The organism is Mesorhizobium sp. M7A.F.Ca.CA.001.04.2.1 (assembly GCF_003998485.1).
GTDB classification, from domain to species: domain Bacteria; phylum Pseudomonadota; class Alphaproteobacteria; order Rhizobiales; family Rhizobiaceae; genus Mesorhizobium; species Mesorhizobium ciceri.
In genome coordinates, this window is record NZ_RZQT01000040.1 from 21910 (window position 1) to 48403 (window position 26494).

Genomic DNA, 26494 nt, shown 5'->3' on the forward strand with positions numbered 1-26494 from the left:
TCAATGCAGCGTCTCGATGTACTTTTCGTGGAAGCTGACATAGCCGGGCTCGACCACCTTGAGATGCCGCTCGATCAGCGCATGAAACCGCGGCAGTTGATGAAACGGCACGCCGGGATAGGCATGATGCTCGGCATGGAACGGCATGTTCCACGCCAGCTTGCGGACCAGCCAGTTGGTCAATGTGGTCCTGGTGTTCTCCAGCATGTTGGCGACGAACGGACAGCGACCATGCTCGGCCAAGAGATAGAGGCGCAGAAACGGCTGCCCCAACAGAGCGGGCAAAATCCAGACATAGACAAGCACCGAGAGCCGGAAATAGACGGCCAGCAGAAGGAGCACGGCATAAAAGGCAATCATGGCGCGTGCCTCGATGCGCACCTTGTCATAGCCCTTTGGCGGAACGTAGCTTTCGCGACCACGATCCGCGGCGTTGGCATAAAGCGTGTTGATGTGGCCCCACCATAACGGGATGCCGGATATGTGGACGAGGTATTGCCGCCATGTCTCCGGCTTGGGGAACGCCAGTTCCGGGTCATTGTCGGGATCTTGCGTGTATCGATGGTGGGCAAAGTGGAAGTAGCGGAACCAGTCCGCCGGCAGCACGATCGCCAGGCTGCACACCCGCGCCACGACATCGTTCAGCCGCTGCGCCTCAAAGGCCGTGCGATGAACCGTCTCGTGCAGCAGCGTGAACAGGAACACGATGAGGAGACCTTGCGGCAGCATCAGCAGCGGCCAGAACGGCACTTTGGCGGCGATCAGCGATCCGAGGATCACGATCGCACCCCAATGAGCGGCAAGCTGAACGAGGCCCGCGGCATCAGACTTGGCGGTCAGCCGGTTGCGCTCCTCCTGCGTCAACGATGAAATTACGTCGCGATGATCCACGGGCTTCGATCCAGGCTGGGATTTGATAGAATCCACTGTAGCGCATGAAAAACCTTTCCAAAAATGACGATTTCTGCGATTTAGATAAGCTGAACTTATCTATTCGGTGATCATGGCCGTACTTCCCTCTCTCAAAGGACTTCAGGCTTTCGAGGCTGCGGCCCGTACAGGCAGCTTTGCGGGGGCGGCGGAAGAGCTTTCTGTATCCGCCGCCGCCGTCAGCCAGCTCATCCGCACCGTCGAGGAGCAGATGGACCGCAAGCTGTTCCATCGCGTCAACCGGCGCGCCGTCCTCACCGAGGCCGGCGTCGAGATGCTGCCCAGGCTGACCATGGCCTTCCAGGAGATCGGCAGCGTCGCGCGCCAGCTGGGCGGCGATGCGTTCCGCCCGCGCCTCGTGGTGTCGGTGCCGCCATCCATGGCCATGGGTTGGCTTTCGCAGCGTCTCACTGGTTTTGTCTCAAGCCATGGCGCCGTCGACATATCGCTCAGAGGCGAGGATGACCCGGTGCCGTTCGACCGTGAGTTGATCGACATCAGGCTCACTTATGGGCCGCATTATCGCGAGCACCCGACCGAGGATATCGTCCAGGACGCGGTCTATCCCGTGTGTGCACCCGGGCTGGCCGACACGATCAAACCCGAAGGCCTCGCCAGCCTGCCGCTTATCCATACCGGCTGGGGACCGACCGGTGCGTCCTTTCCGTCGTGGCACAACTGGTTCGAGGCGGCCGGCATCGAACCCGGCCGGGCAGCGCAGCGCGGGCTCTCGGCCAACTCGTCGCGCGCGGCACTCGACCTTGCCATTTCGGGATTGGGCGTGGCGCTGGCGCAAGGGATCTACTGTGCCGAGGCGCTGGAGGACGGCCTACTTGTCAGGCCCCTCGCCCAGATGGTCGAGCTGCGCCAGCCCTATTGCCTGACGATCCCGGAGCGCAGCGCCAGACGCGATGTCGTGGACGCGTTTCGCCAGTGGCTGATCGACGAGTGCCGGCGCGCAGTCGGCTCGCCGGCACTGCGTTGACGTGACACGCGGCAATGGTCAGAGGTGCCCGCTCAATGCCTCAGCCATGTCCTTGTTTGTCGCCACGGGGATGATCTCGAATTCCACCAGATCCGCCCATTCGATGACCCAACGCTGCAGCAGCGTGACGTCATCGGCCTCCACCAGCAGGAAGCAGCGGCTCATGTCCGCCGCGATCCAGCTGTGGTGGACGAGCAGCTCGTCCGGTTTCAGGCGGCCGCGGTCGCGAAAGCGGCGATAGATCTCCTTGCGATCACAGCCGGTGAAGTCCTCGATCACGATAAATTGCATGTCCTACCCCCCGATCAAATTACCGCCCCGGCCGGTCCAATCGCTCCAGGAACCACTGCGTCAGCCGCACCCAGACCTCGTCCTTCTCACCGGAATCCTCCCAGCCATGGTCGAGGTTGGGATTGTCATTCACCTCGATGACGAAGACGCCGTCCTTGGTCTCCTTGAGGTCGACGCCATAGAGCCCGTCGCCGATGCAGCGCGCCGCCTTCACTGCCGTCTCGACGACATGCGCCGGCGTTTCCTTCAGCGTGAAGGTCTTGATGCCGCCCTGGTCGGGCTTGCCGTTGGCCTTGTGGTTGACGATCTGCCAGTGCTTCTTGGCCATCAGATAGTGCACGGCAAACAGCGGCTGGCCGCCGAGCACGCCGACACGCCAGTCACATTCGGTCGGAATGAATTTCTGCGCGATCAGAAGGTCGGAATCCTCCAGCCATTCGGTGGCGAGCGTCTTCAGTTCCTCGACGTTGGCGCATTTCTTGACGCCGCGCGAGAACGACGAATCCGGGATCTTCAGCACCAGCGGAAAGCCCAGCGTCTGCGCCGCCAGTTCGAGATCCGAGGTGCCGGCGATCATCACCGTCGGCGGCACCGGCACCTTGTTGTAGGCCATCAGCTCGTTGAGATAGACCTTGTTGGTGCAGCGGATCATCGACAGCGGATCGTCGATCACCGGCATGCCTTCCTGCTGGGCGCGGCGGGCGAAACGATAGGTGTGGTTGGAGATCGAGGTGGTCTCGCGGATGAACAGCGCGTCGTAATTGGCGAGCTTGGCCAGGTCGCGCTTGGTGATCGGCTCGATTTCGACGCCCATCTTCTCGGCGATCTTGGCCCAATAGCGCAGCGACGAGATCTCCGAGGGCGGCAATTCCTCATGCGGGTCGACCAGCGTGGCGAAGGTATAGCGCGCCGGCGTGCGGCCCTTGGTGTCGCGCCACTCCCGGTTGGTGTAGGTTTCCAGGCACTGGATGAAGCTTTTTTCCTCGTCCTCGGTCATCCGCGCCAATGGATGAAAGCCGATCTTGCGGATCGAGGCCCATTCGGCGCTGTCCTTGATGTGGACTTCGAGCGCCGGTGCGCGGAACCAATCGAACAACAGCTTGGCGAAACGGTCCCAGATTTTCGACGGCCCGATGCCGAAGAAGATGCAGACCTTTTGCGGAAAGGCGCCACCAAGATCCTTGCGGCATTTGTTGAGCGCCAGTTCCAGTTCCGGCAGCGCGTGCTCATAGAGCTTGCGTTCCGACAGGTCGATCATCGTCTCGACGGTCGGGATCACCTTGTGGCCGCGCGAGCTTGCCAGCAGCGATGCATAGTAGCCGCGGCTCTGGTAGGCGTAATTGTTCGACAGGTTGATGACCTTCGGCCGCTGGCCGCGAAACAATGACGGATGCGCGAGATAGTCGCGGTTGGTGATGATCTTGTGCGGTGTCGCCACCTGGTCGAGATCGCTCTGCCTGCCGGTAAGGATGACCCAGGTCATTGTCTGTCACGCTTTCCCAGAGTGATGGCGGCCCGCAGTCCATCGCGACCGAACTGCGCCATGTTCATGAAGATGCCGTAAGGCACGGGAATGTTGGCTGCATCAAGGATGGTCTCCTGCCTTTCATCCTCGACCCAAGGGTCGTGGATCAGGATATGGTCGCCGTCATCGCCGATCGCCAGCACCCAGTGCGGCACCTTCTTGCCGAACATCAGGAAGCCGCTGATCAGCACCAGCACCAGCTTTCCCCCAGCGATCGCAGCGCGGATATCGTCGATTGTGAATGCACGGTAATTCACCGGGATGCCGTAAAGTTCCGCGCGTCGGCGAAAGTCGACCTGCGCCAGTTCCATTACCCTGCGCTTGTCCTCGCTGCGCACCGATTGCAGGAACAGCGCGCCATAGAAGGAGACGTAGATCTCCACCGCGAGCCCGCTCTCGTAGCCCGAGACAGCGAGGCCGAACGGCTCGCAACCGCCGGGACCCGACATCATGAAGACGGTCGTCGCTTCACGCCACAGGCGGATTTCCATGACCGGATCCGGCACGAAGCCGCGATCGAAATTGGCCATCGCCATCATCAGGCAGCACGGACCGCAGGTGAATTCGCAGGTCTGCGGGTAGAACGGCACCTTGGTGGCGATCGGAATGTCGCCACGCAAGGTTTTTTCGTAGCGAAGTGCCGTTTCGCCATCCTCATAGTAGCCGGGCTCACGCCCGATCTTGCGATAACCGGCCCGTTCGTAGATGCGGATCGCGCGGCTGTTGTCTTCGCGAACTTCGAGACGCAGCATCATGCGGTCGTGCTCGAAGGCGGCATCTTCGGCGGATCCGAGCAGGATGCGGCCGACACCCAGCCCGCCGAAAAACGGACTGGTCGCAATCGAGTAGAGGCGCGCCACGCCGCTGCCTTTGCGAAACAGCACGATCGCATAACCGGCCACGCGGCCGTCGACTTCGGCGACCAGCGTCTCGGCGGTTTCACGCTCGATGAACAGTCGGAAGGAGCGGCGGGAAATACGGTCGCTTGAGAAAACAGCTTTCTCGATGGCGGCGAGATCATCGACGTCAGACGCGCGGGCCGTGCGGATCTCGGCAGGCATGCGGCTTCAGAAAACCTCGATTGGTGGTGGAAATGGCCCTACTCGAACACGTCCTTGACGCCAACCAGGGCGTTGGGAAAACCGGCGTCCACCTGGGCGCACGAAGTCCGCTCCACCACCTTGAATCTTCGCCTCGTTTTTCCAAAAACCGTTTCCGATTTTCGGGGCGATGCGACGGCATTCATCAAGCGCTATCGCACCTCGATTAGGGCCGAATTGTGACAAATCCGACGCCGATCCGACGGGCGCAAAGGTCCTTCGGCCGGATCGGCATTCGCGGATCGACGGCACCGGCAAAAGCGGTGCCGTTCAGCTTGCCAGCCCGTTTACAAGTTGCGTGTAGGCGTTCCTGGCGACCTCGTTCAGCCGCTCGCGCGGCAAGGAGCCGACGACGGCGCAGCCATAGCCCTTGTCCAGCCAGTAGACGGCCTCGGGTCCGTCTTGCGTGGCGGCGTAGGTGCCCTTGGCATTCTCCGTCGATTCCGTGGTGACGAACAGCGATATACGCTGCCCATTGCCGTCCTCGTAAAGCAGCATGGCGGCCTTGCTCTCGCCTGCCGGAAGCAACCGGCCGCCGACCAACTGGAAACCGTTCGCGGTCAAGTCGGGTGCCACCAGCTTCAACCCTACCCGGTTGGACAGCCAGGTCTGCAGATGGTCCTTGTCGCTGGCCGGAACCTCGACGGCATGCCGCTTTTCGGCGGCATAGATGACATGGGCCGCGATTGCCTGCTCGGCCAGCCGATCTTCCGCCGGGTCCTCCTGGCCGATGCCGTCGACGCCGGCAAGGTAGCCACCAAGCCCGCCGGCGGCGACCAGCAACACGGCAGCGGCAAGCCACCAGCGCGAGCGTGGCACAGCTGCCTTGACCGGCGCCTCGCCAAGCACGACCTTGCGCAACCGCGCAGGCACGGCTTCGTCCAGCACCCCGGCGAAGGCGGCACGCAGCGCCGTCCGGTCGGCGGTGAAACGGGCGCTCCTGGCCTTCATCTCGGGATTGGCGTCGAGCCAGGCGTCGTAAGCGGCGCGCTCGTCTGCAGGCAGCTCGCCATCGAGCGCCATGTGGATGTCCCGTTCGGAAAAGTCGCGGCGGATCATTTCTCGACGATCCTTATCGCGCGGCGACGCGCCGTATCGTCCAGCAACCCACGCAATTCCTCACGCCCGCGCGCAATGCGCGACATCAGCGTGCCAGCGGGGACGCCCAGAATGTTGGCGGCTTCGGCATAGGAAAAACCTTCGATGGCAACCATGACAAGAGCTGCGCGTCGATCGGGGCTGATCGCCTGCAACGCGTCGATGATCTCGCGCGAGGCGATACTCTCCACCTGCTCTGCCGGCTGGGCAACGGCCTCGCCCGCCTCCAGCGGCAACATCGCCGCCTCGCCGCGGCGGTTCACCTTGCGCATCTGGTCGATGAACAAATGATGCATGATCGTAAACAGCCACCTCCGGGGGCTTTCTCCTGTCTGCCAGTTGTCGAGCCGCACAAGCGCCCGCTCCAGGCAATCCTGGACAAGGTCGTCGGCAGCGTCGCGGTCGCGCAAAAGCGAGCGTGCGTAACGGCGCAGGCGCGGTATTTCGCCAAGGATTGCTGCCTTCTTCTCGTCCATGACCGCTGGTTTCGGGGTCGCCCTTGTTGATCTGGATTGAACGCGCCTTCCGGGCGCGGCGCAAGCGGCCAGCGCGAAGCGGTCCGCCGCTCCGGTCACCCAAGCAATGAGATAACGAGCCCATTGGCCGATTTATTCCCGGTCGGGGTGAAATCTTATTGTTCTTGCTTGCCTTTATCCGTTTTCCTTCGCCGCCCGTGTCAAAAGCCGCTGATAGAACAGGCCGATACCGATCAGAACCGCGCCGAGGCCGATGAAGGATAGCGCCCGGAGTACGCCTTCCAACTCCGACATGTCGAATATGAAGACCTTCAGCACGGCGATCGCGATCAGCGCGGCGGAGGCAATGCGCAGCACCTGCGATTTAAGCCAGACGCCGGCGGTGAGCAGCGCCACGCCGATAACCAGCCAGAGCGCCGAATAGGTGTAGGTTTCCAACTGGCCGAGGCCGCTCCACAGGCCGATGAATTCGCCCTTGAACAGGCGCCTCACCGACAGCGTGGCATAGGCGAAGGCAAGCGCGGCAGCCACCACGGCCAGCATCTGCGCATACCATTTTGGCCGCTTGTCCCTGGCGTAGAGCGCCAGTCCCCCGGCGGCGACCGCCGGCAGGAGATAGGCGAGGAACAACAGGTTGAACACCGGGATACGGCCGGTCGATTCGTCTGTGAAAAGCGGGTTCAGCACCACGAAGTGCCGGATGACGATGAAGCCGACGGAGATTACGCCGACGGCCATCGAACCATAGCGCAGCACCGAGCTTGGCGAGCGCATGTCGATAGCGACCAGGATTGCGCCGGCACCGATGGCGATCAGGGTGTAGATCGACTGTTCGGCGAGCGTCATGGCACCCGTGTCGATGACGCCACCGTGCATGGCGTGGCGCACCAGTATGGCGAGCGTGAGCAGCGCAAACAGTGCCGCTGCCGCCTCCATGGCAAGGCGCGGCCGGCCATTCGTTGTGCGCGCAAGCTGCCAGGCGGCAAAGCCGAAGGCCAGCGCCGGCACGCCGTAGCCGGGCAACAGCCAGTTGAACACCGGCGTCGTCGACAGGAACCCGGCGCCGACAATGGTCGGGTCGAAGGCGACACGGCCAAGCACCGCGATCACCGCGCCGACCGAAATCCAGCCGAGCACCGGATAGACGCGCCAGCGCGTGGCCAGCGCCGGCACGATGGCCGCCGCACCGAGCAGGATGGTGGTCCAGCCGGAATCGAAAGCCATATGCATCAGCAGCAGCCCGGCGATGGCCGCGCCGCCCAGGGCAAACGACACGGCGATGCCGCCCTTGAGCGGCGGCTCCTCGGCCCGCGCGATCCACTCGCCGCCGGCGGCGAAAATGACGACCAGCAGTGCCGCTGCGGCGGCGTAGACAGGGTCACGGTCGAGATTGCCGAAAGTGAACCAGAGCGCCAGCAGGACGACCAGCGGGACGATGACGCCCCACGCCGCCCATGAGGCTGCACGTATCTGTGTCCCGGCGGCGAACCGGCGCGCGGCCCAGAAGCCGGCGCCGATGAAGACCAGGCCGAGTGCGATGCCGATGCGCAAGGTCAGCGCGTTGGACGTGGCCACCGGCAGTCCGTCGACGCCCAAGGCGCCGCCCGAAAAATCGGAAGCGATCGAGGTTGGCGGGATAATGCCGAGATAGATCAGCACCGTGACCAGTCCCGCGGCATAGAGGAGCGGCAGCGCCAGCGGACGATAAAGCGTGACCGCCACCATCGCGGCGATCACCACCGCGCCCGGCAAGGCATAGCCGGCGGCAGCAAAGGCCGGGTCTACCGACAGGCCCAGTGCCGAGAATGCGACGAACAGGCCAGGCACGATGGACGGCCAGTCGAAAGCCCTGTCTGGCGTGGTTTCGTCGCCACGGCGAGCGAGCCAGACAAGGGCGAGCACGGCCAGCGTGACGGCGTCGATGAACAGGATGGCAGAGAGGTTCGCCCCCGGCGCATCGGTCATATAGAGAATGGTCCAGACACCGGTGCCGAAAAAGGCAGCCGCCATCAGCAACTTCCAGTCGCGCATGCGGGCGATGACGCCGGTGGCGGCAAGCACGATGGCGAGATAGCCGAACAGCGCCCAGGGACTGGGTGCCTGCGAGGCGACCAGCACCGGCGTCACCATGGCGCCGACAAGGCCGATGCCGGCCAGCGCCTGGCCATGGACAAGGGCTGCCGCGATCGTCGCCACGCCGATGACGCCGAGCAGCGTGAAGGCGAGTGCCGGGCCGATGAAGCCGTAGATGCCATGCGCGGCATAGACGGTGCCGAACAGGATGAAGGCACCGGCCGCTGTCAGGATCGCCGGAATATAGGCGCCCGCGGCGCCTTGTACGGGCATCTTGAAGCCGGTGCGGCGGATGAACTCGCCGCCGGCGACCAGCACAAGGCCGAGCGCGCCGGCCATGGTCAGCCGTACGCCGGGGCCGAAAATGCCGGCTTCGATGGTGTAGCGGATCAGGAACAGACCGCCCAGCGCCAGGGCGATGCCGCCGACCCAGACCGCCCAGCGGGTGCCGAGCGCGGTTTCGACATCGGATTGGCGGGCGGCTTTCGTCGCTCCGGGAAGCTCCGCGGGTTCCACCGCCTTCGGCGCCGGTTCTGGAGCGGTCCACGGCCCGGACACGATCTCGCCGGTCGAGTCTTCCGTTTCCGTGGCTGGCGCCGGTGCGGCGACCGGCTCGCTTGTCGCTGGAGAGGGAATGTCGGCCGCTGCCGCAACGGCTGGAATCACATCGGCGGGCACGTTGTCGGCCACCGCCTGTTCGGACGGCTTGGCCGCAGGCGGCACGGCTCCCGAGAGCACAAGGCTGCGCAGCGCGCCAAGCTCGCGCTCGACAAGGCCGATGCGGCTCTGCTGGCGCGAAATGATGACGAACAAGGCGATGATGGCGACTAGGCCAATCAGGCTTTCAAACATGGCGGTTCCCCCAAACCAGGCCAGTTTTCACTGACATTCGTCGTACTGACATTCAAATGCGGCGGCCAAGCGGCCAGAAAACTCAGCGCGCCGCCAGATTGGCGGCCGGAAAGATCGAGCATGTTTCGGTGCCGAAAGCCAGCAGCTTGCCGCCGCCATCCTTCAGCGTCGCTTCCGACACCGCCAACGTGCGGCCCTTGTGAACAACCCTGCCCTCGCAGACCACTTCGCCGGTCTTCGGCGTGATGGGACGCGTCAAATTCACCTTGAACTCCGCCGTCGTATAGGCCTCGCCCTTTTCGAGCAACGTCTGCACGGCACAGGCCAGTGCCGAATCGAGCAGCGTCGCCGCCCAGCCGCCATGCACGCTGCCCAGCGGGTTGAGATGGCGCTCGCTCGGCATGCCACGAAAGACAGCGCGCCCTTCCGAGACTTCGGTGAGAGTGAAATTCAGCTGGAAGGAAATCGGCGGCGCCGGATACTTGCCGTCGACGATGCGCTGCAGCAATTCCAAACCGGTGTATTTCAGGATGTCGGCGTGCGGAATGGTGCCGAGGCCGAGCGGTGAGACCCGGCCAGGATAAAGTTCGACTTCGCTCATGTGAGGATTTCTCTGGCTGCGTCCTCGCCAGCTATGGCCTTGCCGCGTGCGTGATGTTTGCGCAAGGCGGCGAGGAAGCCGGTACGAGCGTCCGGCGGCTCGATGCCGCGCGGCTCATAGACGTGGCGGTTGAAGAAGAAGCCGGTGAGCCGGAGGGCGTCGTCGACATCAGCCGCATCCGCGCGCAGGCCGGAGCCGCGCTGCAGGAAGGCCGGCAGAGCCAGCATCCTGTCGCGCCATGGCAAACCGGCTTCGCGCGATACCGCGCGTCCCGACTTCGGCGAAACATAGGCCAGGTCCTGTCGCGTGCCGGTGGCGGCGCATTGGCTGAGATCGAGGCCGAAGCCGAGTTCGTCCAGCACCAGAAGCTCGAAACGCGCCACCAGTTCGCCGGCAATGTCGGCATCGTCGAGATGGACGATCATTACGGCAAGCGTTTCGTAGAGACCTTCATGCGCGTCGCGCTCGGGCAGCAGGCGCAGATGCGCGGCCATGGTCTGCAAGCCGTAGACGGCGACGGCGCTGTCCATCAACCGGGCAGCATTCATCTCGATCGCTTCGGCCTGGAACGTGCCGAGATGTTCATCAAGGCGCGCACGCCACAACAGGTCGACGCGATTGCCGGGCTGGAGGACGGGCTGCTGTTTGCGCGAACGGCCGCCGCGAACAAGGCCGAGATGACGGCCATGCGCTCGCGTCAGCACCTCGAGAATGGCGCTGGTTTCGCCATGCTTGCGGGTGCCGAGAATGATTCCCTCGTCGCGCCATTCCATTTCAGGAGCTTTTCACCGATCGGGTGGCGAAATCAAGGTATGGGCTTGGCTCCTGGGTAACTCTCACACCAATGCATAAAAAACCGCCCGCAGCGATGTGCTGCGGGCGGGCTGGTGAGGTCAGTCGATCTGCTAGAAATTGCGCTGGAAGCGGACGATGCCGCCGACGCTGCTCTTCTTGTCGGCCTTGGTCCAGTTGTTGAAGTCGAAGTCGTCGAATTTTCCTGCATTGAGGTAATCGACTTCAGTCGTGACCGTAAAGCCGGGCACAATGGTATAGGCAACGTTGGCAGCGACGCCGAGGTTCTTCCAGTCGTCATAGGAAATCTGGGCGTTGAACGAGGTCTTCTCGTTGAACTTGTAGGTGCCGCCACCCCAGACTGCCCAGTTACCGCCCCACGGCTTGTATTGGGTACGGCCTGTGCCGAAGTCGTTGATGTTGTCGTTGGTGCCGTAGCCGCCCATGACGAACAGCGTCAGTTCCTTGCTGACGTTGACGTCCAAACGGACCTTGCCGGCCACTTCCTCATAGTTGCTGTCATAGGCCACGACGCCAGTGATCGCACCCCAGTCGCCCTTGTACTTCAAGCCGCCGACGACATGCGGAACATAGCTGTCGATGGTGTTGACGGCGGTGCCTTCCTCAAGCGAGACCACGCCCGTGAAGCCGCTGCCAGCGTCGAAGTAATAGCTGATGAGATTGGTATCCTTGACACCATACGGGATGAGCGTGTCCTGGATGACATTGCCGGCATAACCGATGAACTGGTCGTATACCGTTTCATCCTTACCGACGCGCAGACCACCGAGCTGGATCCAGGCGAAATTGAGGGTGGTGGTCTTGTTGCCGGCCTGCCAGCCGGTGCCGTCGCCTGTATAGTCGCCGGAGGAGTTGCCGAACTGGAAGCGAGTTTCGGTAAAGGTCTTCAACGTGCCGAGTTCGGTTTCCTGGCCGGTATAAGTCCTCAGCGTGAAGCGCATGTTCTTGTAATAGGTGTCGTGCCTATCGCCGTCCATGTGATCGGCAACGTTGTTGGCGCCATCGAGCGAGCCGGAATCGCCGACGCCCATGTCGTAGCGGAGATAACCGCCGATGCGCAGGCAGGTCTCGGTGCCCGGAATATAGAAGTAGCCGGCGCCGTAGACGTCGCAAATCTTGACGTATTCGGCCGGTTCCGGTTCGGCGACGACGACAGCGTCGGCGGCGCGCGCGCCGCTGACCGCGATCAGGGCCGCGGCTGAGCCGAGAAGGAGGCTCTTGATGTTCATTTTCTGACCTCTCCAGTCATAGTTATAAATGGCTTCGGATTTGTGGCTGGCGGCAATGTTTTCCCGCCTCACCCCCACAACGAAAAAGGCTCACACCGCTCGCCCTTTTCAGCGGCGAACATACCCATCGATCATCTGCCTTCAATGACGATTTCCGAAATAATGCCAATTCCGTGAACAGATTAATGCTGTGTTGCACAAATAACACTTTGCGTGACGGCGAATGGCACAAGTGGCACAACGTCACATATTGAATATATATACGGGATACTTTCGCGGCTAAATATAATTCAACGTTTTATATTTCTAAAAATACCGCACAATGTGGAATATCTACCTGGTTTTCGCCGACATCGACCTGAATCTTGCCGACCCCTCTATCGCCAGATGACGCCCATTCGCCAATCTCACTCTGATGCCGAGGCGAAAAGCGGGATGACGCTTCCAAGCCTGTCTGCTTCTTCCAAGACGATCGAAACCCTGGAGCGCTGTGGCGTCCCCGATTGTGACAGCAGCCAACCGTTCAAAAACGATTCCTCCGTGACGCCTCTCAGTCGACCTTGGCGACACGGGCGACGTGGTCGTCCGCCTCGATCAGGCGGATTGGCACTCCCGGGAAGCATGCGTCGGTCGGAATGTCCCTGGTCGCGCCATGCGACGGCGGATGTTTGGCGACGGGACTGGGTTTTGGTTGGCTAGAGCGGCTTATCGTTCGGCGCTTCACGCTCGCGCGCGCGGTCGGCAAGGACTTCATCGATTACGTGACAGGATTTCTCAACCTCAACAGGGTTGGCGTCGATCTGTCCAGCGACCGTGATCAGCGCCTTCCAAAGCGTCCAGCCACGACCGCGCGCCCACATCGCCTCGTCGGCCGGAAGCCCGGCACGAAACGCCTCCCGGCTTTTGCCTTCAAACAGCGTCCACGCAATCGCCAGATCGCAGGCGGGATCGCCGACGCCGGAGGTTCCGAAGTCGATCACCGCGCTCAATCGGCCTTGCCTGACCAACAGGTTTCCCCAGCTGACGTCACCGTGGAACCAGACCGGCGCACCGTGCCATTGTGCGGCAAGTGCTGCCTCCCACACCGCACTGGCTGCGGCCGTATCGATCTTGCCGTCGAGGGCGGCAATCGCTTGCCGGGCCTCGCCATCGTAGACGCTGAGTGCTCCGCCGCGAAAGAAATTGTGCTGTCCCGGCGCCGGTCCACCGGTGGCATCGATACGCTGAAGGGCGACCAGGAACGCGGCCAGGTCGGTCGCAAATTGCGGCAGGCTGGCAATCCGCTCGCGCTCTGCCGTCTCGCCTTCGATCCAGCGGTAGACGGACCAGTGCCAGGGATAGCTTTCGGCCGGAACTCCCATCGCCAGCGGCACCGGGATCGGCAGCGGCAGCAGAGGTGCGAGCCTCGGCAGCCAGCGATGCTCCTTTTCCACCTGCAGGGAATAGGCCGCGACGCTTGGCAGTCGCACGGTCATCTCGCCGCCCAGATGAAAGGTCCTGTTGTCCCATCCGCCTGATGCAACCGGCCTGACCGGAAGATCCTTCCACTTGGGAAATTGCGTGGCGATCAATCGGCTGACAAGCGTTATGTCGATGTTCGGCTTGCTGACCATCGAGCCTAGCGCGGAAACTCGAGCCCCATTTCGCGGTAGCGCTCGGGGTCGTCGCCCCAGTTCTCGCGCACCTTGACGAACAGGAACAGGTGCACCTTCTGTTCGAGGATGCCTGCTATCTCCATGCGCGCCGCCTGGCCGATGGCGCGGATGGTCTCGCCCTTGTGGCCGAGAACGATCTTCTTCTGGCTGTCGCGCTCGACATAGATGGTCTGGTCGATGCGCACCGAGCCGTCCGGCTTCTCTTCCCATTTCTCGGTCTCGATATGCGAGGAATAGGGCAATTCCTGATGCAGCCTGAGATAAAGCTTCTCGCGCGTGATCTCGGCCGCGAGCTGGCGCATCGGCAGGTCCGAGATCTGGTCTTCCGGATAGTACCAGGGACCGACCGGCAGAGACTCGGCCAGATAATCGAGCACGTCCTTGCAGCCGGAACCGGTCAGCGCCGACACCATGAAGGTGCGCTTGAACGGCACCCTTTCGTTCGCTGCCGCCGACAGAGCCAGCAGCGCTTCGTGCTTGACGCGGTCGACCTTGTTGAGGATCAGCACCATCGGCTGGCGCACATCCTTCAGCCGTTCGAGGATGGCGTCGGCGTCGCCCCTGATGCCGCGCTCGGCGTCGATCAGAAGCAGTACGATATCGGCGTCCTTGGCCCCACCCCAGGCGGTGGTCACCATCGCCGTGTCGAGCCTCCGCTTCGGCTTGAAGATGCCGGGCGTGTCGACGAAAACGATTTGCGCATTGTCATGCGTGGCGATGCCGCGCACGATGGCGCGGGTCGTCTGCACCTTGTGGGTGACGATCGACACCTTGGCGCCGACCAATTGGTTGACCAAGGTCGACTTGCCCGCATTGGGCGCGCCGATCAGCGCGACAAAGCCGGAATGCGTGGCGGCGGCTGTGGTCGCCGGCTCTTCGGTAGCGGTCATGCCGCGCTCCCTTCACTGGAGGGCCGCGAGCCCCCCGATTTTTGGGCCGATGCGGCGGCCCAAACGCCTTCGCGCACAAGAAATGCCGAAGCCGCCGCTTCTTCGGCCGCCCTGCGCGAGCCGCCGGTGCCGCTTATCGGCACAAAGCCGCGGACCTGCAAGGATACAGTGAAGACCGGCTGATGGTCGGGTCCCTCGCGCTTGTCGATCACATATTCGGGTCTGATATCGCTGGTCTTGGCAATCCATTCCTGCAGATCGGATTTCGGATTGAGCGGCTTTGCGATCACCGTATGCGAGCGCGGTTCCCAGTAGCGCAGGACGAACCGCCGCGCGGCCTCGATGCCACCGTCGACGTAAACCGCCGCAATCAGCGCTTCGACCGCATCCGCCAGATAGTTTCCGCCCGAGCCACGCGACCGCATCTTCAAGGCAGAATCGGCGCGGACCAGATCCTCCAGCTGCATTTCGATGCCGATTTCGGAGCAGGTCCGCGCATCGACCAGCGCATTGAAGCGCGGCGCGATTTCACCTTCCGGCGCATCGGGAAATTTTTCGAAAAGCATATCGGCGACGACAAGCCCGAGCACGCGGTCGCCAAGAAATTCAAGACGCTGGTTGTTGGTGGCCGCCTTGACCGCACTGGAATGCGTCAAGGCGGTCTCGAGCAAACGGATATCCTTGAAGACGTAACCGGTCTTGGCCTTCACCAAACCGGCCAGTGTTTCGCCTGTCGGGCGCTTCAAAGCCATCAATTGACGAAGTGAAACAGGCGCGAAGCGCGCATCAGCGACGGCCATTTCCAGATTTCGAGAGGGCTCGCCTTGCCGGCGATCGAGAAGAAGACAAGATTGGCGCGGCCAACCAGATTTTCCGCGGGAACGTAGCCGACGGTGAAACGGCTGTCGGCGGAATTGTCCCGGTTGTCGCCCATCATGAAATAGTGGCCGGGCGGCACGTCGAATTCGCGGGTGTTGTCGCCGATCGAGTTCGAATTCAGGTCAAGCGTGTCGTAGCTGACGCCGTTGGGCAGGGTTTCGCGATAGACATCGATCGGGCGCGATTCCTCGGTGATGTCGGGATTGTCGATCTGGCCTGTTTTCACGCGCGGCACGCCGACGCCGTTGATGAACAGCTGGCCGTCCTTGACCTGGATCTTGTCACCCGGCAGGCCGACCACGCGCTTGATATAGTCGACGGACGGATCAGGCGGGAACTTGAAAACCGCCACGTCGCCGCGCTTCGGCTCGGAGCCCCAGATGCGGCCCGAAAAAATATCGGGTCCGAAAGGCAGCGAATAGCGCGAATAGCCATAGGACCATTTGGTGACGAACAGATAGTCGCCTTCCAAAAGCGTCGGCCGCATTGATCCCGACGGGATCGAAAAAGGCTGGAACAGCAGCGTGCGGATGACCAGGGCGAGCAAAAGCGCCTGGACGATGACGCTGACGGTCTCGCCAAGCCCGCCGGATTTCTTCTCGGATTTTTCAGCCACGCTCATGTCGTCCTCGATTGTGCGTTGGATGGTATAGAGTCTCGGCGCGCGCTGGGCAACGTCAATGCCGGTCGTCAGAGGCAATCAATGTGGCGCTTCTTCGACGGGCAGCGCCTCGATGATCACAAAGGCTTGAGCGAGCGGGAAATCATCCGTGATGGTGAGGTGGATTGCCGCCCGATGGCCCTTTGGCAGGATTTTGTCCAGCCTGGCCTGCGCTCCTCCCGTCAGCGCCATGGTCGGCGCGCCACTGGGCAGGTTGACGACACCCATGTCGCGCCAGAACACGCCCTGCGCCAGTCCGGTGCCCAGCGCCTTGGCGCAGGCCTCCTTGGCGGCGAAACGCTTGGCATAGGAGGCCGCGCGGGCGCGTCGATTGTCCGAACGCGCCTGTTCGATGTCGGTGTAGATTCTCTGGACGAAGCGCTGGCCGTGACGCTCCAGCGATTTCTCGATGCGTCTGATGTCGATCAGGTCGCTGCCGATGCCGATGATCATCGCGCAGTGGAACCGATGCTTGCGCCGGGATGGGACGATTGCGCATGCCGGCTTGCGCGCTCGGCCAGGCGTTTGCGCCGCTGTTCGCGGAAAGCGTTCATACCCCAGCGCGTGATGGCGTAGAACAGCAGCCCGAAGATCAAGCCGAGCGGAACCGCACCGATCAGCATCGGTTCAAGGACCGGTTTCCACAATTGCGCGAAGGAGAGGTTGTGCAACATCTCGCCCAGATGCGCCGGCGGCCCATGTGTCGGCAAACGGTCATGCAGGATGAGCTTGCCCGTTTCCCACGACGCGCCCCATAGCAACGGGAAGGTGAGCGGGTTGCCGAAAAAAACCGCGCCAAGCGCCGCCGCCACCAGATTGCCGGCGATCACCCAGCACAGGATGGCAGCGATGATGAAATGGAAACCGACGGGGAAGAATGAAGCGAAGACACCGGCCGCAACGCCGGCCGCCACCGCATGCGGTGTGGCCTTCAGCCGCAGGATGCGCTTGGAAAAATACTGAAGCGAGCGCGAAAACGAGCGGCGCGGCCAAAGATAGGTACGCACCCGCTCATAAAGGCCATCAGGCTTGCGGCGTCGAAATAGCACTCTGTTCCCGTTCCACAGCGCCCGCAACGGCACCTTCAGCCGGGCGTGGCAGCCACATCTTGCGCTTGACGATCACCCTATGGCAATCGGCAGCTTATATAACAACGCGCTGGCGCAAGAACAACCAAACACCTTTTGTGCCGCGCTTGTCGCCGCCCTTCGGGGCGGCAGGTCTTGCTTCGAACATTGGACAATCGCGGCAAATTTAAGGAACGGCAGTCGCATCGCCGAAAGGCACAGCGCCGCCAGCGGCTACGGCAGGTATTCGCTGACCTCGACCAGATTGCCGTCCGGGTCGCGGAAATAGACCGACATCATTGGACCTCGGGCCCCGACACGTTCAACCGGGCCGAGTTCCACCACCACACCATTGGCCGCGAGCCGCGCACGGACCTCATCCAGTGGCCGCTCGGTGATCAGGCAGAAATCACCTGATCCTGATGTCGGCGACTTCGCCTTTGGCTCGAAAGTCCGGCCGACCTCATGCACATTGATCTTATGGCTACCGAAAGCCAGTGCCGTCGGTCGATCGGCCGCGTCGATGCGCTCAAAACCCAGCACGCGCTGGTAAAACTCACAGGTCACTTCCAGCGAAGCGACCGTCAGCACGAAATGATCGATGCCGGCGATCATTTCCAATTTGTCTTCACGCATGTCGGCATGCCCCGTCAGATGTTGCGGCTGCCGGGCTTGATCGCCGGGATGGCGGCAAGCTCCGGCGGCAGCCGGTCGGCCGGATAGGCCGGGACCTCATACTCGGCAAGCGCGATGAGCGGCACGCCGACATCAGTCTTGCCGGCCGAACGGTCGATGATGCAGGCCGCGGCAACCACCTCGGCGCCAAGATCGCGCAGGCACTCGATGGTCTCTCGGATCGACAGGCCGGTGGTGACGATGTCCTCGACGATGACGACACGCGACCCCCTGGCGATCTCGAAGCGGCGCAAGCGGAACTCGCCCCCTTCCCGCTCGACCCAGATCGCCGGCACGCCGAGATGACGTGAGGTCTCATAGGCCGGGATCAGCCCGCCGATCGCCGGGCCGACGACATAGTCGATCTTGCCGGGCACGCCTGCGCGGATCTTCTCCGCCAGCGCCTTGCACAGAAGCTCGGTCTTGTCGGCATGCATGAACACGCGCGCCTTCTGCAGGAAGACCGGACTCCGCAGGCCCGAGGTCAAAATGAAATGCCCTTCCAGAACAGCACCCGCCTCGCGGAAAATGCCCAGCACTTCATCGGTGTTCATGTCTGCCTCTTTTTGATTGACCATGACTTTGTCCGAAACCGGAGCATGGTCTAGCCATTGACGCGTCTTGCGTCGCTGACGCTCGAATTGTCCTTGAGCTGCGATAGCAGCCGGTTGAGGTGCTTGAGATCCCAGACTTCGAGATCGATCAGCATTTCGGTGAAGTCAGGCGCAGTGCGCACCATCGACAGCGTATGGATGTTGGCGTCGTTCGAGGCAACCACCTGCGCTATATCGGCGAGTGACCCCGGCGCGTTGATGGCGGTGACCGATACGCGCGCCGGAAAGCGTTCCTTGGTGCGCTCATCGATGTCCCAGCGCACGTCGATCCAGCGCTCGGGCTGGTCATCGAACGCCTGCAGCGCTGGCGACTGGATCGGATAGATAGTGATGCCGGTGCCCGGCTGGACGATGCCGACGATGCGATCGCCAGGCACTGCCCCCTCCGGCGCGAAGCGCACCGGCAGATCGCCGCGCACGCCGCGGATCGGCACGGCTCCATCGCGCGGCTGGTCCTTGTCCTTGCGCGCGGCACGACCCGGAATCTGGAACAGCATGCCGGCGGCGTTGCGGATCTTCGACCAGCCCTCCTCTCGCGGCTTGGGGACGGCCGTGGTGACGCGCTCATCCTTGTAGTCAGGGAATACCGCCTTCATGACATCAGTGGAGGCGAGCTCGCCACGCCCGACAGAGGCCAGCACATCCTCGATGTCCTTGCGCGCCAACCTGTGCAGCACCTGCTTCAGGCTCTCCTTGGTGAAGGTCTTGCCGGCACGCTCGAAGGCGCGTTCCAGGATGCGGATGCCAAGACCCGAATATTGCTTGCGGATGGCGTTCTTGGTGGCACGGCGGATGGCCGAGCGCGCCTTGCCGGTGACGACGACCGATTCCCACGCCGCCGGCGGCACCTGCGCCTTGGAGCGGATGATCTCGACCTCGTCGCCGTTCTTCAGTTCCGTCATCAGCGGCATGATGCGGCCGTTGACCTTGGCACCGACGCAGGTGTCGCCGACATCGGTGTGCACCGCATAGGCGAAGTCGATCGGTGTCGCGCCGCGCGGCAGCGCAATCAACATGCCTTTCGGGGTGAAGCAGAACACCTGGTCCTGGAACAGTTCCAGCTTGGTATTTTCGAGGAAATCCTCAGGGTTGTCGCCTTCGGCAAGCTGCTCGATGGTGCGGCGCAGCCAGGCGTAGGCGTTGGTTTCCTTTGAAATCGCGTGGGCGGCGCCATTCGTCTTGCCGCCGGTATCCTTGTAGATCGAATGGGCGGCGACGCCGTATTCGGCGATCTTGTTCATCTCTCGGGTGCGGATCTGCAGCTCGACACGCTGGCGCGACGGGCCGACAATGGTGGTGTGGATCGAGCGGTAGTCGTTCTGTTTCGGCGTCGAGATGTAGTCCTTGAAGCGACCCGGCACCATCGACCACGCGGTGTGGATGGCGCCAAGCGCCCGGTAGCAGTCCTCGACCGTGTCGACGACGACGCGAAAGCCGAAGATGTCAGAGAGCTGCTCGAAGGACAGCGCCTTGGCCTCCATCTTGCGGAACACCGACCACGGCTTCTTCTGCCGGCTCTTTACGCTGGCGTTGATCGCATGCTTCTCGAACAGCGTGGACAGTGCCTTTTCGATGTCCGTCAGCACGCCCTTGTTGCGTTCGAAGATTTCGGCAAGCCGTGCGGTGACGGCGCGATAGGCTTCAGGATTAATGAAGCGGAAGGCGATCTCCTCCAGCTCTTCACGCATGCCTTGCATGCCCATGCGCCCGGCCAGCGGCGCGTAGATATCCATTGTCTCCTCGGCGATGCGCAGGCGCTTGGCCTCCGGCATGTGGTCGAGGGTGCGCATATTGTGCAAACGATCGGCGAGCTTGACCAGCAGCACGCGGACATCTTCCGAAATCGCCAGCAGAAGCTTTCTCAGGTTTTCCGCCTGCTCGGCCTTCTTCGAGACCAGATCGAGCTTCTTCAACTTGGTCAGGCCCTCGACCAGCTTGCCCATTTCGGGGCCGAACAGATCGTCGATCTCGGCCCGCGTGGCGGTCGTGTCCTCGATGGTGTCGTGCAGCAGGGCGACCGCGATCGTCGCCTCGTCCATATGCATTTCGGTGAGGATGGCGGCGACTTCGAGCGGATGCGAGAAATACGGATCGCCGGAAGCGCGCTTCTGGTGGCCATGCTTCTGCATGGCATAGACATAGGCCTTGTTGAGCAACGCCTCGTTGACGTCAGGCTTGTAGCGCTGGACGCGCTCGACAAGCTCATACTGACGCATCATGGGCGGAATCTCGCGGTGCTGAAATGATTGATGCGCCGCACTAGCGTACGGCGCATCCCATAGATAGCCACGAAACTGACTGGACGGAAGTGCCGGAAACGTATTCCAGGCAGGTCCAGAACGCTGGCTTAGTAGTCGTCGCTCTTTTCCGGCGGCACCAGGCCCTCGATGCCGGCCAGGAGGTCTTCCTCGGTCATCCGGTCGAAGGTGATGTTCTCCTCGGCGTCGTCGGCGTCGGTGGCGGCAACGGCGGTGCCGGTCTGATCGGCAATCGCCTCGCCATCGGCCTCGGGCTCGTCGACTTCGACGTGCTTCTGCAGCGAATGGATCAGATCTTCCTTGAGGTCGTCGGGCGACAGCGTCTCATCGGCGATCTCGCGCAGCGCCACAACCGGATTCTTGTCGTTGTCACGCGGCACTGTGATCGGCGCGCCCTGGCTGATCTGCCGGGCACGATGGCCGGCAAGGAGCACCAGCTCGAAGCGGTTGTCGACCTTGTCGATGCAATCTTCAACGGTTACGCGGGCCATGGATTGCCCCTTTCATGCGATGGATTTGATGGAAAACAGGCGCGGTCCATAACCCGAACGCCGTCAAAATACAAGCATCATGGCAATGGCTGGGTTGCATGGCGCCCAAACCTTGGTTCAAACACCCGATTTGGCAAAACCAGTCTGTGCTATGTGTTCGGTGTCCCGATCACAATTGCTTGCAGTGCCGCACGCGCCCTTGGATTGCCGCGAAACTGGCGCTATCTCGGATGGCATAGAGGTCAGCCGGTTTATTATGAGCCTGACCGAACGCTATCGCATTTGGTTTAGACGGGTGTTTATTTCGAGAAGGAATATTTTCCATGTTCGACCCTCGTGAAAAAATCGCCCTATTCATCGACGGCGCCAATCTCTACGCGACGTCGCGCGCGCTCGGCTTCGACATCGACTACCGCAAGCTTCTGTCGAGCTTCCAGAAGCGCGGCTATCTGCTGCGCGCCTATTATTACACGGCGCTGGTCGAGGATCAGGAATACTCCTCGATCCGTCCGCTGATCGACTGGCTCGACTATAATGGCTTCAAGGTGGTCACCAAGCCGGCCAAGGAATTCACCGACTCGACCGGCCGCCGCAAGATCAAGGGCAATATGGACATCGAGCTCACCGTCGATGCGCTGGAACTCGCCGATGTCGTCGACCACTACGTCATCTTTTCCGGCGACGGCGATTTCCGCACATTGGTCGAGGCATTGCAGCGGCGTGGCCGCAAGGTATCGATCGTCTCGACCATGGCCTCGCAGCCGCCGATGATCTCCGACGATCTGCGCCGCCAGGCCGACCATTTCATCGACCTGACGACGCTGAAGAACGAGGTTGGCCGTGACCCGTCCGAGCGGCCGGTGCGCAGGCCCGAGCCGGCCGAAGTCGACGAGGACGATTATTGAGGCCGGTCGCCTTGACCGTGCTTTCCGCCTCCGAACCCGGCCGCGATTGCCCGCTCTGCCCAAGGCTGCATGACTTCATCGCCGAGTGGCGGCAGCGCGAGCCGTCCTGGTTCAATGCGCCGGTGCCGACTTTTTTACCACCCGAGGGTGACGCGGCGGTTCAGTTGCTGATCGTCGGGCTGGCGCCTGGCCTGCGCGGTGCCAATCGAACGGGCCGCCCGTTCACCGGCGACTATGCCGGCGACCTGCTCTACTCGACGATGATTTCGCACGGTTTTGCGCGCGGAGAGTTCAAGGCGCGGCCAGATGACGGATTGGAGCTGGTCGGCACCGCGATCACCAACGCGGTGCGCTGCGTGCCGCCGGAGAACAAGCCGGTGGGCGCTGAGATTGCCACCTGCCGGACATTCCTGGTGCCGACGATCGCCAGGTTCCCGAACCTGCGCGCCGTGCTGGCACTGGGATCGATCGCGCATCAGTCGACGGTGCGGGCGCTGGGCGGGCGCGTCGCCGCCTATCCGTTCAAGCATGGCGGGCAGCTGCCGGCCGGCAGCATCACGCTGTTTTCGAGCTATCATTGCTCGCGCTACAACACCAACACCGGTGTGCTGACCGAAGCGATGTTCGTTAGCGTTTTCAGCCAGATAGCGGCGTTCCTGCGGAAATAGAGTCGGGCGCCAGCGGATCAGCTTGATGGCGCAAACAGTGCAGCCAGCACCGCCGGCCCACCCTTCAGCACGTTCATATCGACATCGCCATTGATGCCGTCGACGCGACCCCTGTTGTGGTACTGCCAGTAGACCCAGTCGTCGCGGTCCGGCTCCAGGAGCAACGAGCGGAGCCAGAGCGGACGGGCAGCAATGCGCCCTGCATAGGTCTGCGCTGCCTCATCGGTCAGATAGACGATCGCAGGCTTGCCGAACGTCGCCTCGACTGGAGCGAGGAACGCGGCCAGTTCGGCGTTCAATTGTTCGGGCGTCGGCCGCTGCGGGCAGTTGCCGCCGAATTCGATGTCGACGACCGGCGGCAGCAGCGGCTGGTCGTGCGGCACAACCGAGATGAAATTCTTCGCCTGGTCGGCGCCAGGTCGGCAAAAGGTGAAAAAGTGATAGGCGCCGACGGCGAGACCGGCGGCGCGGGCCTCTTCCAGATTCCTCGCGAAGGCATCGTCGACATGATCGCCGCCTTCGGTCGCCTTGATGACTGCGAAGGCGACATCGTCGGCGGCGACACGCGGCCAGTCAATCCGGCCCTGATGATGGGAAACGTCGATGCCCCTGAGCGGATATTTGTCGCGGTCCGGCGAGAATGCCCTGAAATAGATGTAGCCGCCTGCTGCGACGAAACATACCAAGACCAGACTGGCCAGACCAAAGAGGACAATCCGGTTCTTCAAGCGAATGGCCCCAGCCTACCCACGCTCTTTTAACAGCCGGCCCTTCTCGCGCGACCAATCGCGCTGCTTCTCGCTCTCGCGCTTGTCGTGCAGTTTCTTGCCGCGGCCGACAGCGAGCAGCAGCTTGGCGCGGCCCTGGTCGTTGAAATAGATCTTTAGCGGCACAAGCGTCATGCCTTCGCGGTCGACGCTTTGCGACAGTTTCGCCATCTCGCGCTTGTTGAGCAGCAGCTTGCGGCGCCGCCTGGGCTCGTGGTTGAAGCGGTTGGCCTGCAGATATTCCGGCAGATAGGAATTGATCAGCCAGATCTCGCCGCCTTCGACCGAGGCATAGCTGTCCTGGATATTGGCCTGGCCCTGGCGCAGCGACTTGACCTCGGTGCCGGTCAGCACCAGACCGGCCTCGACCGTGTCGAGCACCTCATAGGAAAACCGCGCCTTGCGGTTTTCCGAAACGGTCTTGTTGTTGGGATCGGCTTTTCTGACTTGATTCATGATGCGGAGAGGTGGCGCCTCATCCCTAATTAATCAAGCCGGCGTGCTTCATAGCCGCATCGATCTTGTCGGCAGTCGACTGTTCGATCGTCACCAACGGCGAGCGCAGCACGTTTTCGACCTTGCCTAGCTTCGACAGCGCGTATTTGGCGCCGGAAACGCCAGGCTCGATGAAGATCGCCTTGTGCAGCGGCAGCAGGCGATCCTGCAGATCCAGCGCCTTGGCGCTGTCGCCGGCAAGCGTTGCCTCCTGGAATTCGGCGCACAGCCGCGGCGCGACGTTCGACGTCACCGAAATACAGCCGACGCCGCCATGCGCGTTGAATCCAAGCGCCGAAGCATCTTCGCCCGAAAGCTGGATGAAATCCTTGCCGCACGTGGCACGCTGCTCGGAAACCCGTTCGACCTTGCCGGTGGCATCCTTGACACCGACGATGTTCTTGAAGTCGTGCACGAGCCGGCCCATCGTCTCCGGCATCATGTCGATGACCGAGCGCGGCGGGATGTTGTAGATGATGATCGGCAGCTTGGTCGCCCTGGCGACGGCGGCAAAGTGCTCGTAGAGCCCGCGCTGCGTCGGCTTGTTGTAATAGGGCGTGACGACCAAAGCGGCATCGGCGCCGGCCTTCTCGGCATATTGCACGAGCCCAACGGCCTCATCGGTGTTGTTGGAACCGGCGCCGGCGACGACAGGAGCGCGGCCCTTGGCCACCTCGATGCAGACCTTGACGACGTGGCGATGCTCGTCATGCGACAGCGTCGGCGACTCGCCCGTGGTGCCGACCGGGACCAGGCCCGCCGTGCCCTCGCCGAGCTGCCATTCGACAAACGCGCGAAAGGCTTTCTCGTCGAAACGCCCGCTCTTTTCGAACGGTGTCACGAGCGCAGTAAGCGAGCCTCTCAGCATATCGTCCAACTCCTTGGCACTTCTGGTGTTTTGTGTCGGTGTTTGTGGTCGCGCCTTCTAACCGAAAGCGAAGCGGCGCACCATAGTCTCGACATGGTTGCGCGGCAAGCATTGCCATGGTGCCAGCAAGCGCAATTCGAACGGCCTCGCTAACTCTTTGTTTACGGGCTCTTCACGACCTCAGTTTAGGCTTCGAGGCATCTTCGCCAGCTTGTGGAATGCCAGGACAAGGAAAGATTTAGGGATCATGCCGGGCGGTCGGCCTCACCTTCTCGCGCTGCTTGGCGCCGCGCTCGCGCTGATGCCGGGCATGGCGATCAGCGGCAGCGTGGACGCACGGGTCACCTCAGCCATTCCGATTCCAGGCGCGGCAATTGCGCTGCCAGACCTGCAGGACAGAACGCGACAGGCGCCCTTGCCCGACGTCGCCCCTCTGAAAAGCGGACTGGATGCGTTGGCGCAGGGTGATAGTCCCCGCGCTCGTGGCGTGCGCGATGCCCTTCCGGCGCAGTCGCTCGACCAGCATATCCTTGCCTGGGCGATCGCGCTTTATGGCGGCGACAAGGTTCCGAGCGATGATATCACTGCTGCGGCCAAGATGCTGCCCAACTGGCCGGGGACCGTAGCCCTGCGCAAGAACAGCGAGCGCGCGCTCTATCGAGAGAACCCTGCCCCCGACATCGTCATCAGGGCGTTCGATGGCAGCCAGCCGCAGACATTCGAAGGTGTGATGGTTCTCGCCCGCGCCTATGTGGCGTCCAGCAATACCAAGGCGGCGCGTTCCGTGCTGTCGCCCTTCTGGCGCACCGCGATCCTGGAGGCCAAGGACGAGGCGGCGCTGATCAAGGAATTCGGCAGCCTGATCCCGGCCGCAGACCACCGCTTTCGCATGGAGCGCATGTTCTATGCCGACCGCGCGAATTCCGCGCTGCGCGTCGCCGGCCTCGCCGGCGCCCAGCAGCTCGCCGATGCATGGGCGGCGGCCGACAAAGGCGACAAGAACGCGCCCAAGCTGCTGAAGGCCGTGCCGGCAATGCAACGTTCGGCCGGCTACTTCTTCGCGCAGGCCGAATATTTGCGCAAGCAGGAGGATTTTGCCGGCGCTGCAGCCGTTGTGATGCAGGCACCGACCGATCGCGAAGCTCTGGTCGATCCGGATGCCTGGTGGGTCGAGCGCCGGGTGCTGTCGCGTGAACTGGTCGACCAGGGCGACATGAAGGCCGCGTACAAGATCGTCGCTACACACGCCGCCGAAAGTGCCACCAATGCGGCCGACGCCGAATTCCATGCCGGCTGGTACGCGTTGCGCGGCCTGAACGACCCCAAGCTTGCCGCAACGCATTTCGCTCGCATCGCCGACCTTGCCCAAGGGCCGATGACGCTGTCGCGCGCGTATTACTGGCTCGGCCGTGCCGCCGAAGTCGGCGGCCCGGGCAACGCCAAGGATTATTTTGCGCGCGCCGCTGCCTACGGCACGACATTCTACGGCCAGCTTGCCGCCGAACGTGTCGGCCGGCAGGCGCTCAACATCGTCTATCCCTCGCCAAGCGCCGCCGACCGGCAGAACTTTGCCGGCCGCGAGGCCGTCAGCGCCATCAAGCGGCTGCAGGAGGCGGGCTACGATCGCT

At 62.6% G+C, this 26494-nt stretch carries 27 protein-coding genes; 4 read left to right on the forward strand and 23 right to left on the reverse strand.

Annotated features, from left to right (window positions below; genetic code table 11):
• On the reverse strand, positions 1-891 hold the full coding sequence (locus tag EN955_RS15200; protein WP_024503059.1) for a fatty acid desaturase family protein: 891 nt from the start codon (positions 889-891) through the stop codon (positions 1-3).
• A 112-nt stretch (positions 892-1003) separates the two neighbouring features.
• On the opposite strand from EN955_RS15200, the gene EN955_RS15205 reads away from it, so the two are divergent.
• Complete coding sequence (locus tag EN955_RS15205) at positions 1004-1915, forward strand: LysR substrate-binding domain-containing protein (RefSeq protein ID WP_024503060.1); 912 nt, start codon at positions 1004-1006, stop codon at positions 1913-1915.
• An 18-nt stretch (positions 1916-1933) separates the two neighbouring features.
• On the opposite strand, the gene EN955_RS15210 is transcribed toward EN955_RS15205, so the two are convergent.
• From EN955_RS15210 to rpoZ, 19 genes are all read right to left on the reverse strand, one after another.
• Complete coding sequence (locus EN955_RS15210) at positions 1934-2194, reverse strand: DUF3303 family protein (RefSeq protein ID WP_244514281.1); 261 nt, start codon at positions 2192-2194, stop codon at positions 1934-1936.
• Between the two features lie 31 nt (positions 2195-2225).
• Positions 2226-3689 carry a RimK family protein gene (locus EN955_RS15215; protein WP_024503061.1) on the reverse strand — a complete coding sequence of 488 codons (1464 nt, stop codon included), beginning with the start codon at positions 3687-3689 and terminating at the stop codon, positions 2226-2228.
• Entirely contained in the window at positions 3686-4792 is a 1107-nt protein-coding gene (locus EN955_RS15220) for a peptidase C39 family protein (RefSeq protein ID WP_013532575.1), read from the reverse strand. Before EN955_RS15220 ends, EN955_RS15215 begins: the two co-directional genes overlap by 4 nt.
• A 309-nt stretch (positions 4793-5101) precedes the next feature.
• Positions 5102-5890: an anti-sigma factor gene (locus EN955_RS15225; RefSeq protein ID WP_024503062.1), complete on the reverse strand. Its 789-nt coding sequence runs from the start codon at positions 5888-5890 to the stop codon at positions 5102-5104.
• Positions 5887-6405 (reverse strand): RNA polymerase sigma factor, encoded by a 519-nt coding sequence (locus tag EN955_RS15230; protein WP_013532577.1) that lies wholly within the window; start codon positions 6403-6405, stop codon positions 5887-5889. Before EN955_RS15230 ends, EN955_RS15225 begins: the two co-directional genes overlap by 4 nt.
• 174 nt (positions 6406-6579) lie before the next feature.
• Complete coding sequence (locus tag EN955_RS15235; protein WP_024503063.1) at positions 6580-9330, reverse strand: DUF2339 domain-containing protein; 2751 nt, start codon at positions 9328-9330, stop codon at positions 6580-6582.
• A gap of 82 nt (positions 9331-9412) precedes the next feature.
• Entirely contained in the window at positions 9413-9931 is a 519-nt protein-coding gene (locus tag EN955_RS15240; RefSeq protein ID WP_013532579.1) for a PaaI family thioesterase, read from the reverse strand.
• Entirely contained in the window at positions 9928-10704 is a 777-nt protein-coding gene (recO, locus tag EN955_RS15245) for a DNA repair protein RecO (protein WP_024503064.1), read from the reverse strand. Before recO ends, EN955_RS15240 begins: the two co-directional genes overlap by 4 nt.
• A gap of 132 nt (positions 10705-10836) precedes the next feature.
• Complete coding sequence (locus EN955_RS15250; protein ID WP_024503065.1) at positions 10837-11973, reverse strand: porin; 1137 nt, start codon at positions 11971-11973, stop codon at positions 10837-10839.
• Positions 11974-12668: 695 nt separating this feature from the next.
• Positions 12669-13586: an aminoglycoside phosphotransferase family protein gene (locus EN955_RS15255; protein ID WP_024503066.1), complete on the reverse strand. Its 918-nt coding sequence runs from the start codon at positions 13584-13586 to the stop codon at positions 12669-12671.
• A gap of 5 nt (positions 13587-13591) precedes the next feature.
• Positions 13592-14518: a GTPase Era gene (era, locus tag EN955_RS15260; RefSeq protein WP_024503067.1), complete on the reverse strand. Its 927-nt coding sequence runs from the start codon at positions 14516-14518 to the stop codon at positions 13592-13594.
• Complete coding sequence (rnc, locus tag EN955_RS15265) at positions 14515-15270, reverse strand: ribonuclease III (RefSeq protein WP_024503068.1); 756 nt, start codon at positions 15268-15270, stop codon at positions 14515-14517. Before rnc ends, era begins: the two co-directional genes overlap by 4 nt.
• Positions 15270-16019 (reverse strand): signal peptidase I, encoded by a 750-nt coding sequence (lepB, locus tag EN955_RS15270; protein ID WP_013532585.1) that lies wholly within the window; start codon positions 16017-16019, stop codon positions 15270-15272. Before lepB ends, rnc begins: the two co-directional genes overlap by 1 nt.
• 78 nt (positions 16020-16097) lie before the next feature.
• A complete protein-coding gene (acpS, locus tag EN955_RS15275) occupies positions 16098-16511 on the reverse strand; it encodes a holo-ACP synthase (RefSeq protein WP_024503069.1) in 414 nt (137 codons plus the stop codon).
• Entirely contained in the window at positions 16508-17107 is a 600-nt protein-coding gene (locus EN955_RS15280; protein ID WP_013532587.1) for a DUF2062 domain-containing protein, read from the reverse strand. Before EN955_RS15280 ends, acpS begins: the two co-directional genes overlap by 4 nt.
• A gap of 252 nt (positions 17108-17359) precedes the next feature.
• Complete coding sequence (locus EN955_RS15285) at positions 17360-17740, reverse strand: VOC family protein (RefSeq protein ID WP_024503070.1); 381 nt, start codon at positions 17738-17740, stop codon at positions 17360-17362.
• A gap of 35 nt (positions 17741-17775) precedes the next feature.
• Positions 17776-18354, reverse strand: coding sequence for an orotate phosphoribosyltransferase (pyrE, locus tag EN955_RS15290; protein WP_024503071.1), 579 nt, complete (start codon positions 18352-18354; stop codon positions 17776-17778).
• A 50-nt stretch (positions 18355-18404) separates the two neighbouring features.
• The gene (locus tag EN955_RS15295) at positions 18405-20633 is read right to left on the reverse strand and encodes a bifunctional (p)ppGpp synthetase/guanosine-3',5'-bis(diphosphate) 3'-pyrophosphohydrolase (protein ID WP_013532590.1); all 2229 of its coding nucleotides are present in this window, start codon (positions 20631-20633) and stop codon (positions 18405-18407) included.
• A 128-nt stretch (positions 20634-20761) separates the two neighbouring features.
• Positions 20762-21163 carry a DNA-directed RNA polymerase subunit omega gene (gene rpoZ / locus EN955_RS15300; protein WP_013532591.1) on the reverse strand — a complete coding sequence of 134 codons (402 nt, stop codon included), beginning with the start codon at positions 21161-21163 and terminating at the stop codon, positions 20762-20764.
• A 323-nt stretch (positions 21164-21486) separates the two neighbouring features.
• Between rpoZ and EN955_RS15305 the strand changes: the two genes are divergently transcribed.
• Positions 21487-22068: an NYN domain-containing protein gene (locus EN955_RS15305; RefSeq protein WP_010915096.1), complete on the forward strand. Its 582-nt coding sequence runs from the start codon at positions 21487-21489 to the stop codon at positions 22066-22068.
• Between the two features lie 11 nt (positions 22069-22079).
• On the forward strand, positions 22080-22736 hold the full coding sequence (locus EN955_RS15310; protein ID WP_024503072.1) for a uracil-DNA glycosylase: 657 nt from the start codon (positions 22080-22082) through the stop codon (positions 22734-22736).
• A gap of 17 nt (positions 22737-22753) precedes the next feature.
• Here EN955_RS15310 and EN955_RS15315 read toward each other — a convergent pair whose 3' ends face one another.
• The 3 genes from EN955_RS15315 to dapA are packed head-to-tail and all read right to left on the reverse strand — an operon-like array spanning position 22754 to position 24866.
• The gene (locus EN955_RS15315; RefSeq protein ID WP_024503073.1) at positions 22754-23464 is read right to left on the reverse strand and encodes a GH25 family lysozyme; all 711 of its coding nucleotides are present in this window, start codon (positions 23462-23464) and stop codon (positions 22754-22756) included.
• Between the two features lie 15 nt (positions 23465-23479).
• The gene (gene smpB / locus EN955_RS15320; RefSeq protein WP_013532594.1) at positions 23480-23959 is read right to left on the reverse strand and encodes an SsrA-binding protein SmpB; all 480 of its coding nucleotides are present in this window, start codon (positions 23957-23959) and stop codon (positions 23480-23482) included.
• A 25-nt stretch (positions 23960-23984) separates the two neighbouring features.
• Positions 23985-24866, reverse strand: coding sequence for a 4-hydroxy-tetrahydrodipicolinate synthase (dapA, locus tag EN955_RS15325; protein ID WP_024503074.1), 882 nt, complete (start codon positions 24864-24866; stop codon positions 23985-23987).
• Between the two features lie 247 nt (positions 24867-25113).
• On the opposite strand from dapA, the gene EN955_RS15330 reads away from it, so the two are divergent.
• The coding region (locus EN955_RS15330; RefSeq protein WP_127223432.1) for a lytic transglycosylase domain-containing protein at positions 25114-26494 on the forward strand (1381 nt) is incomplete at its 3' end.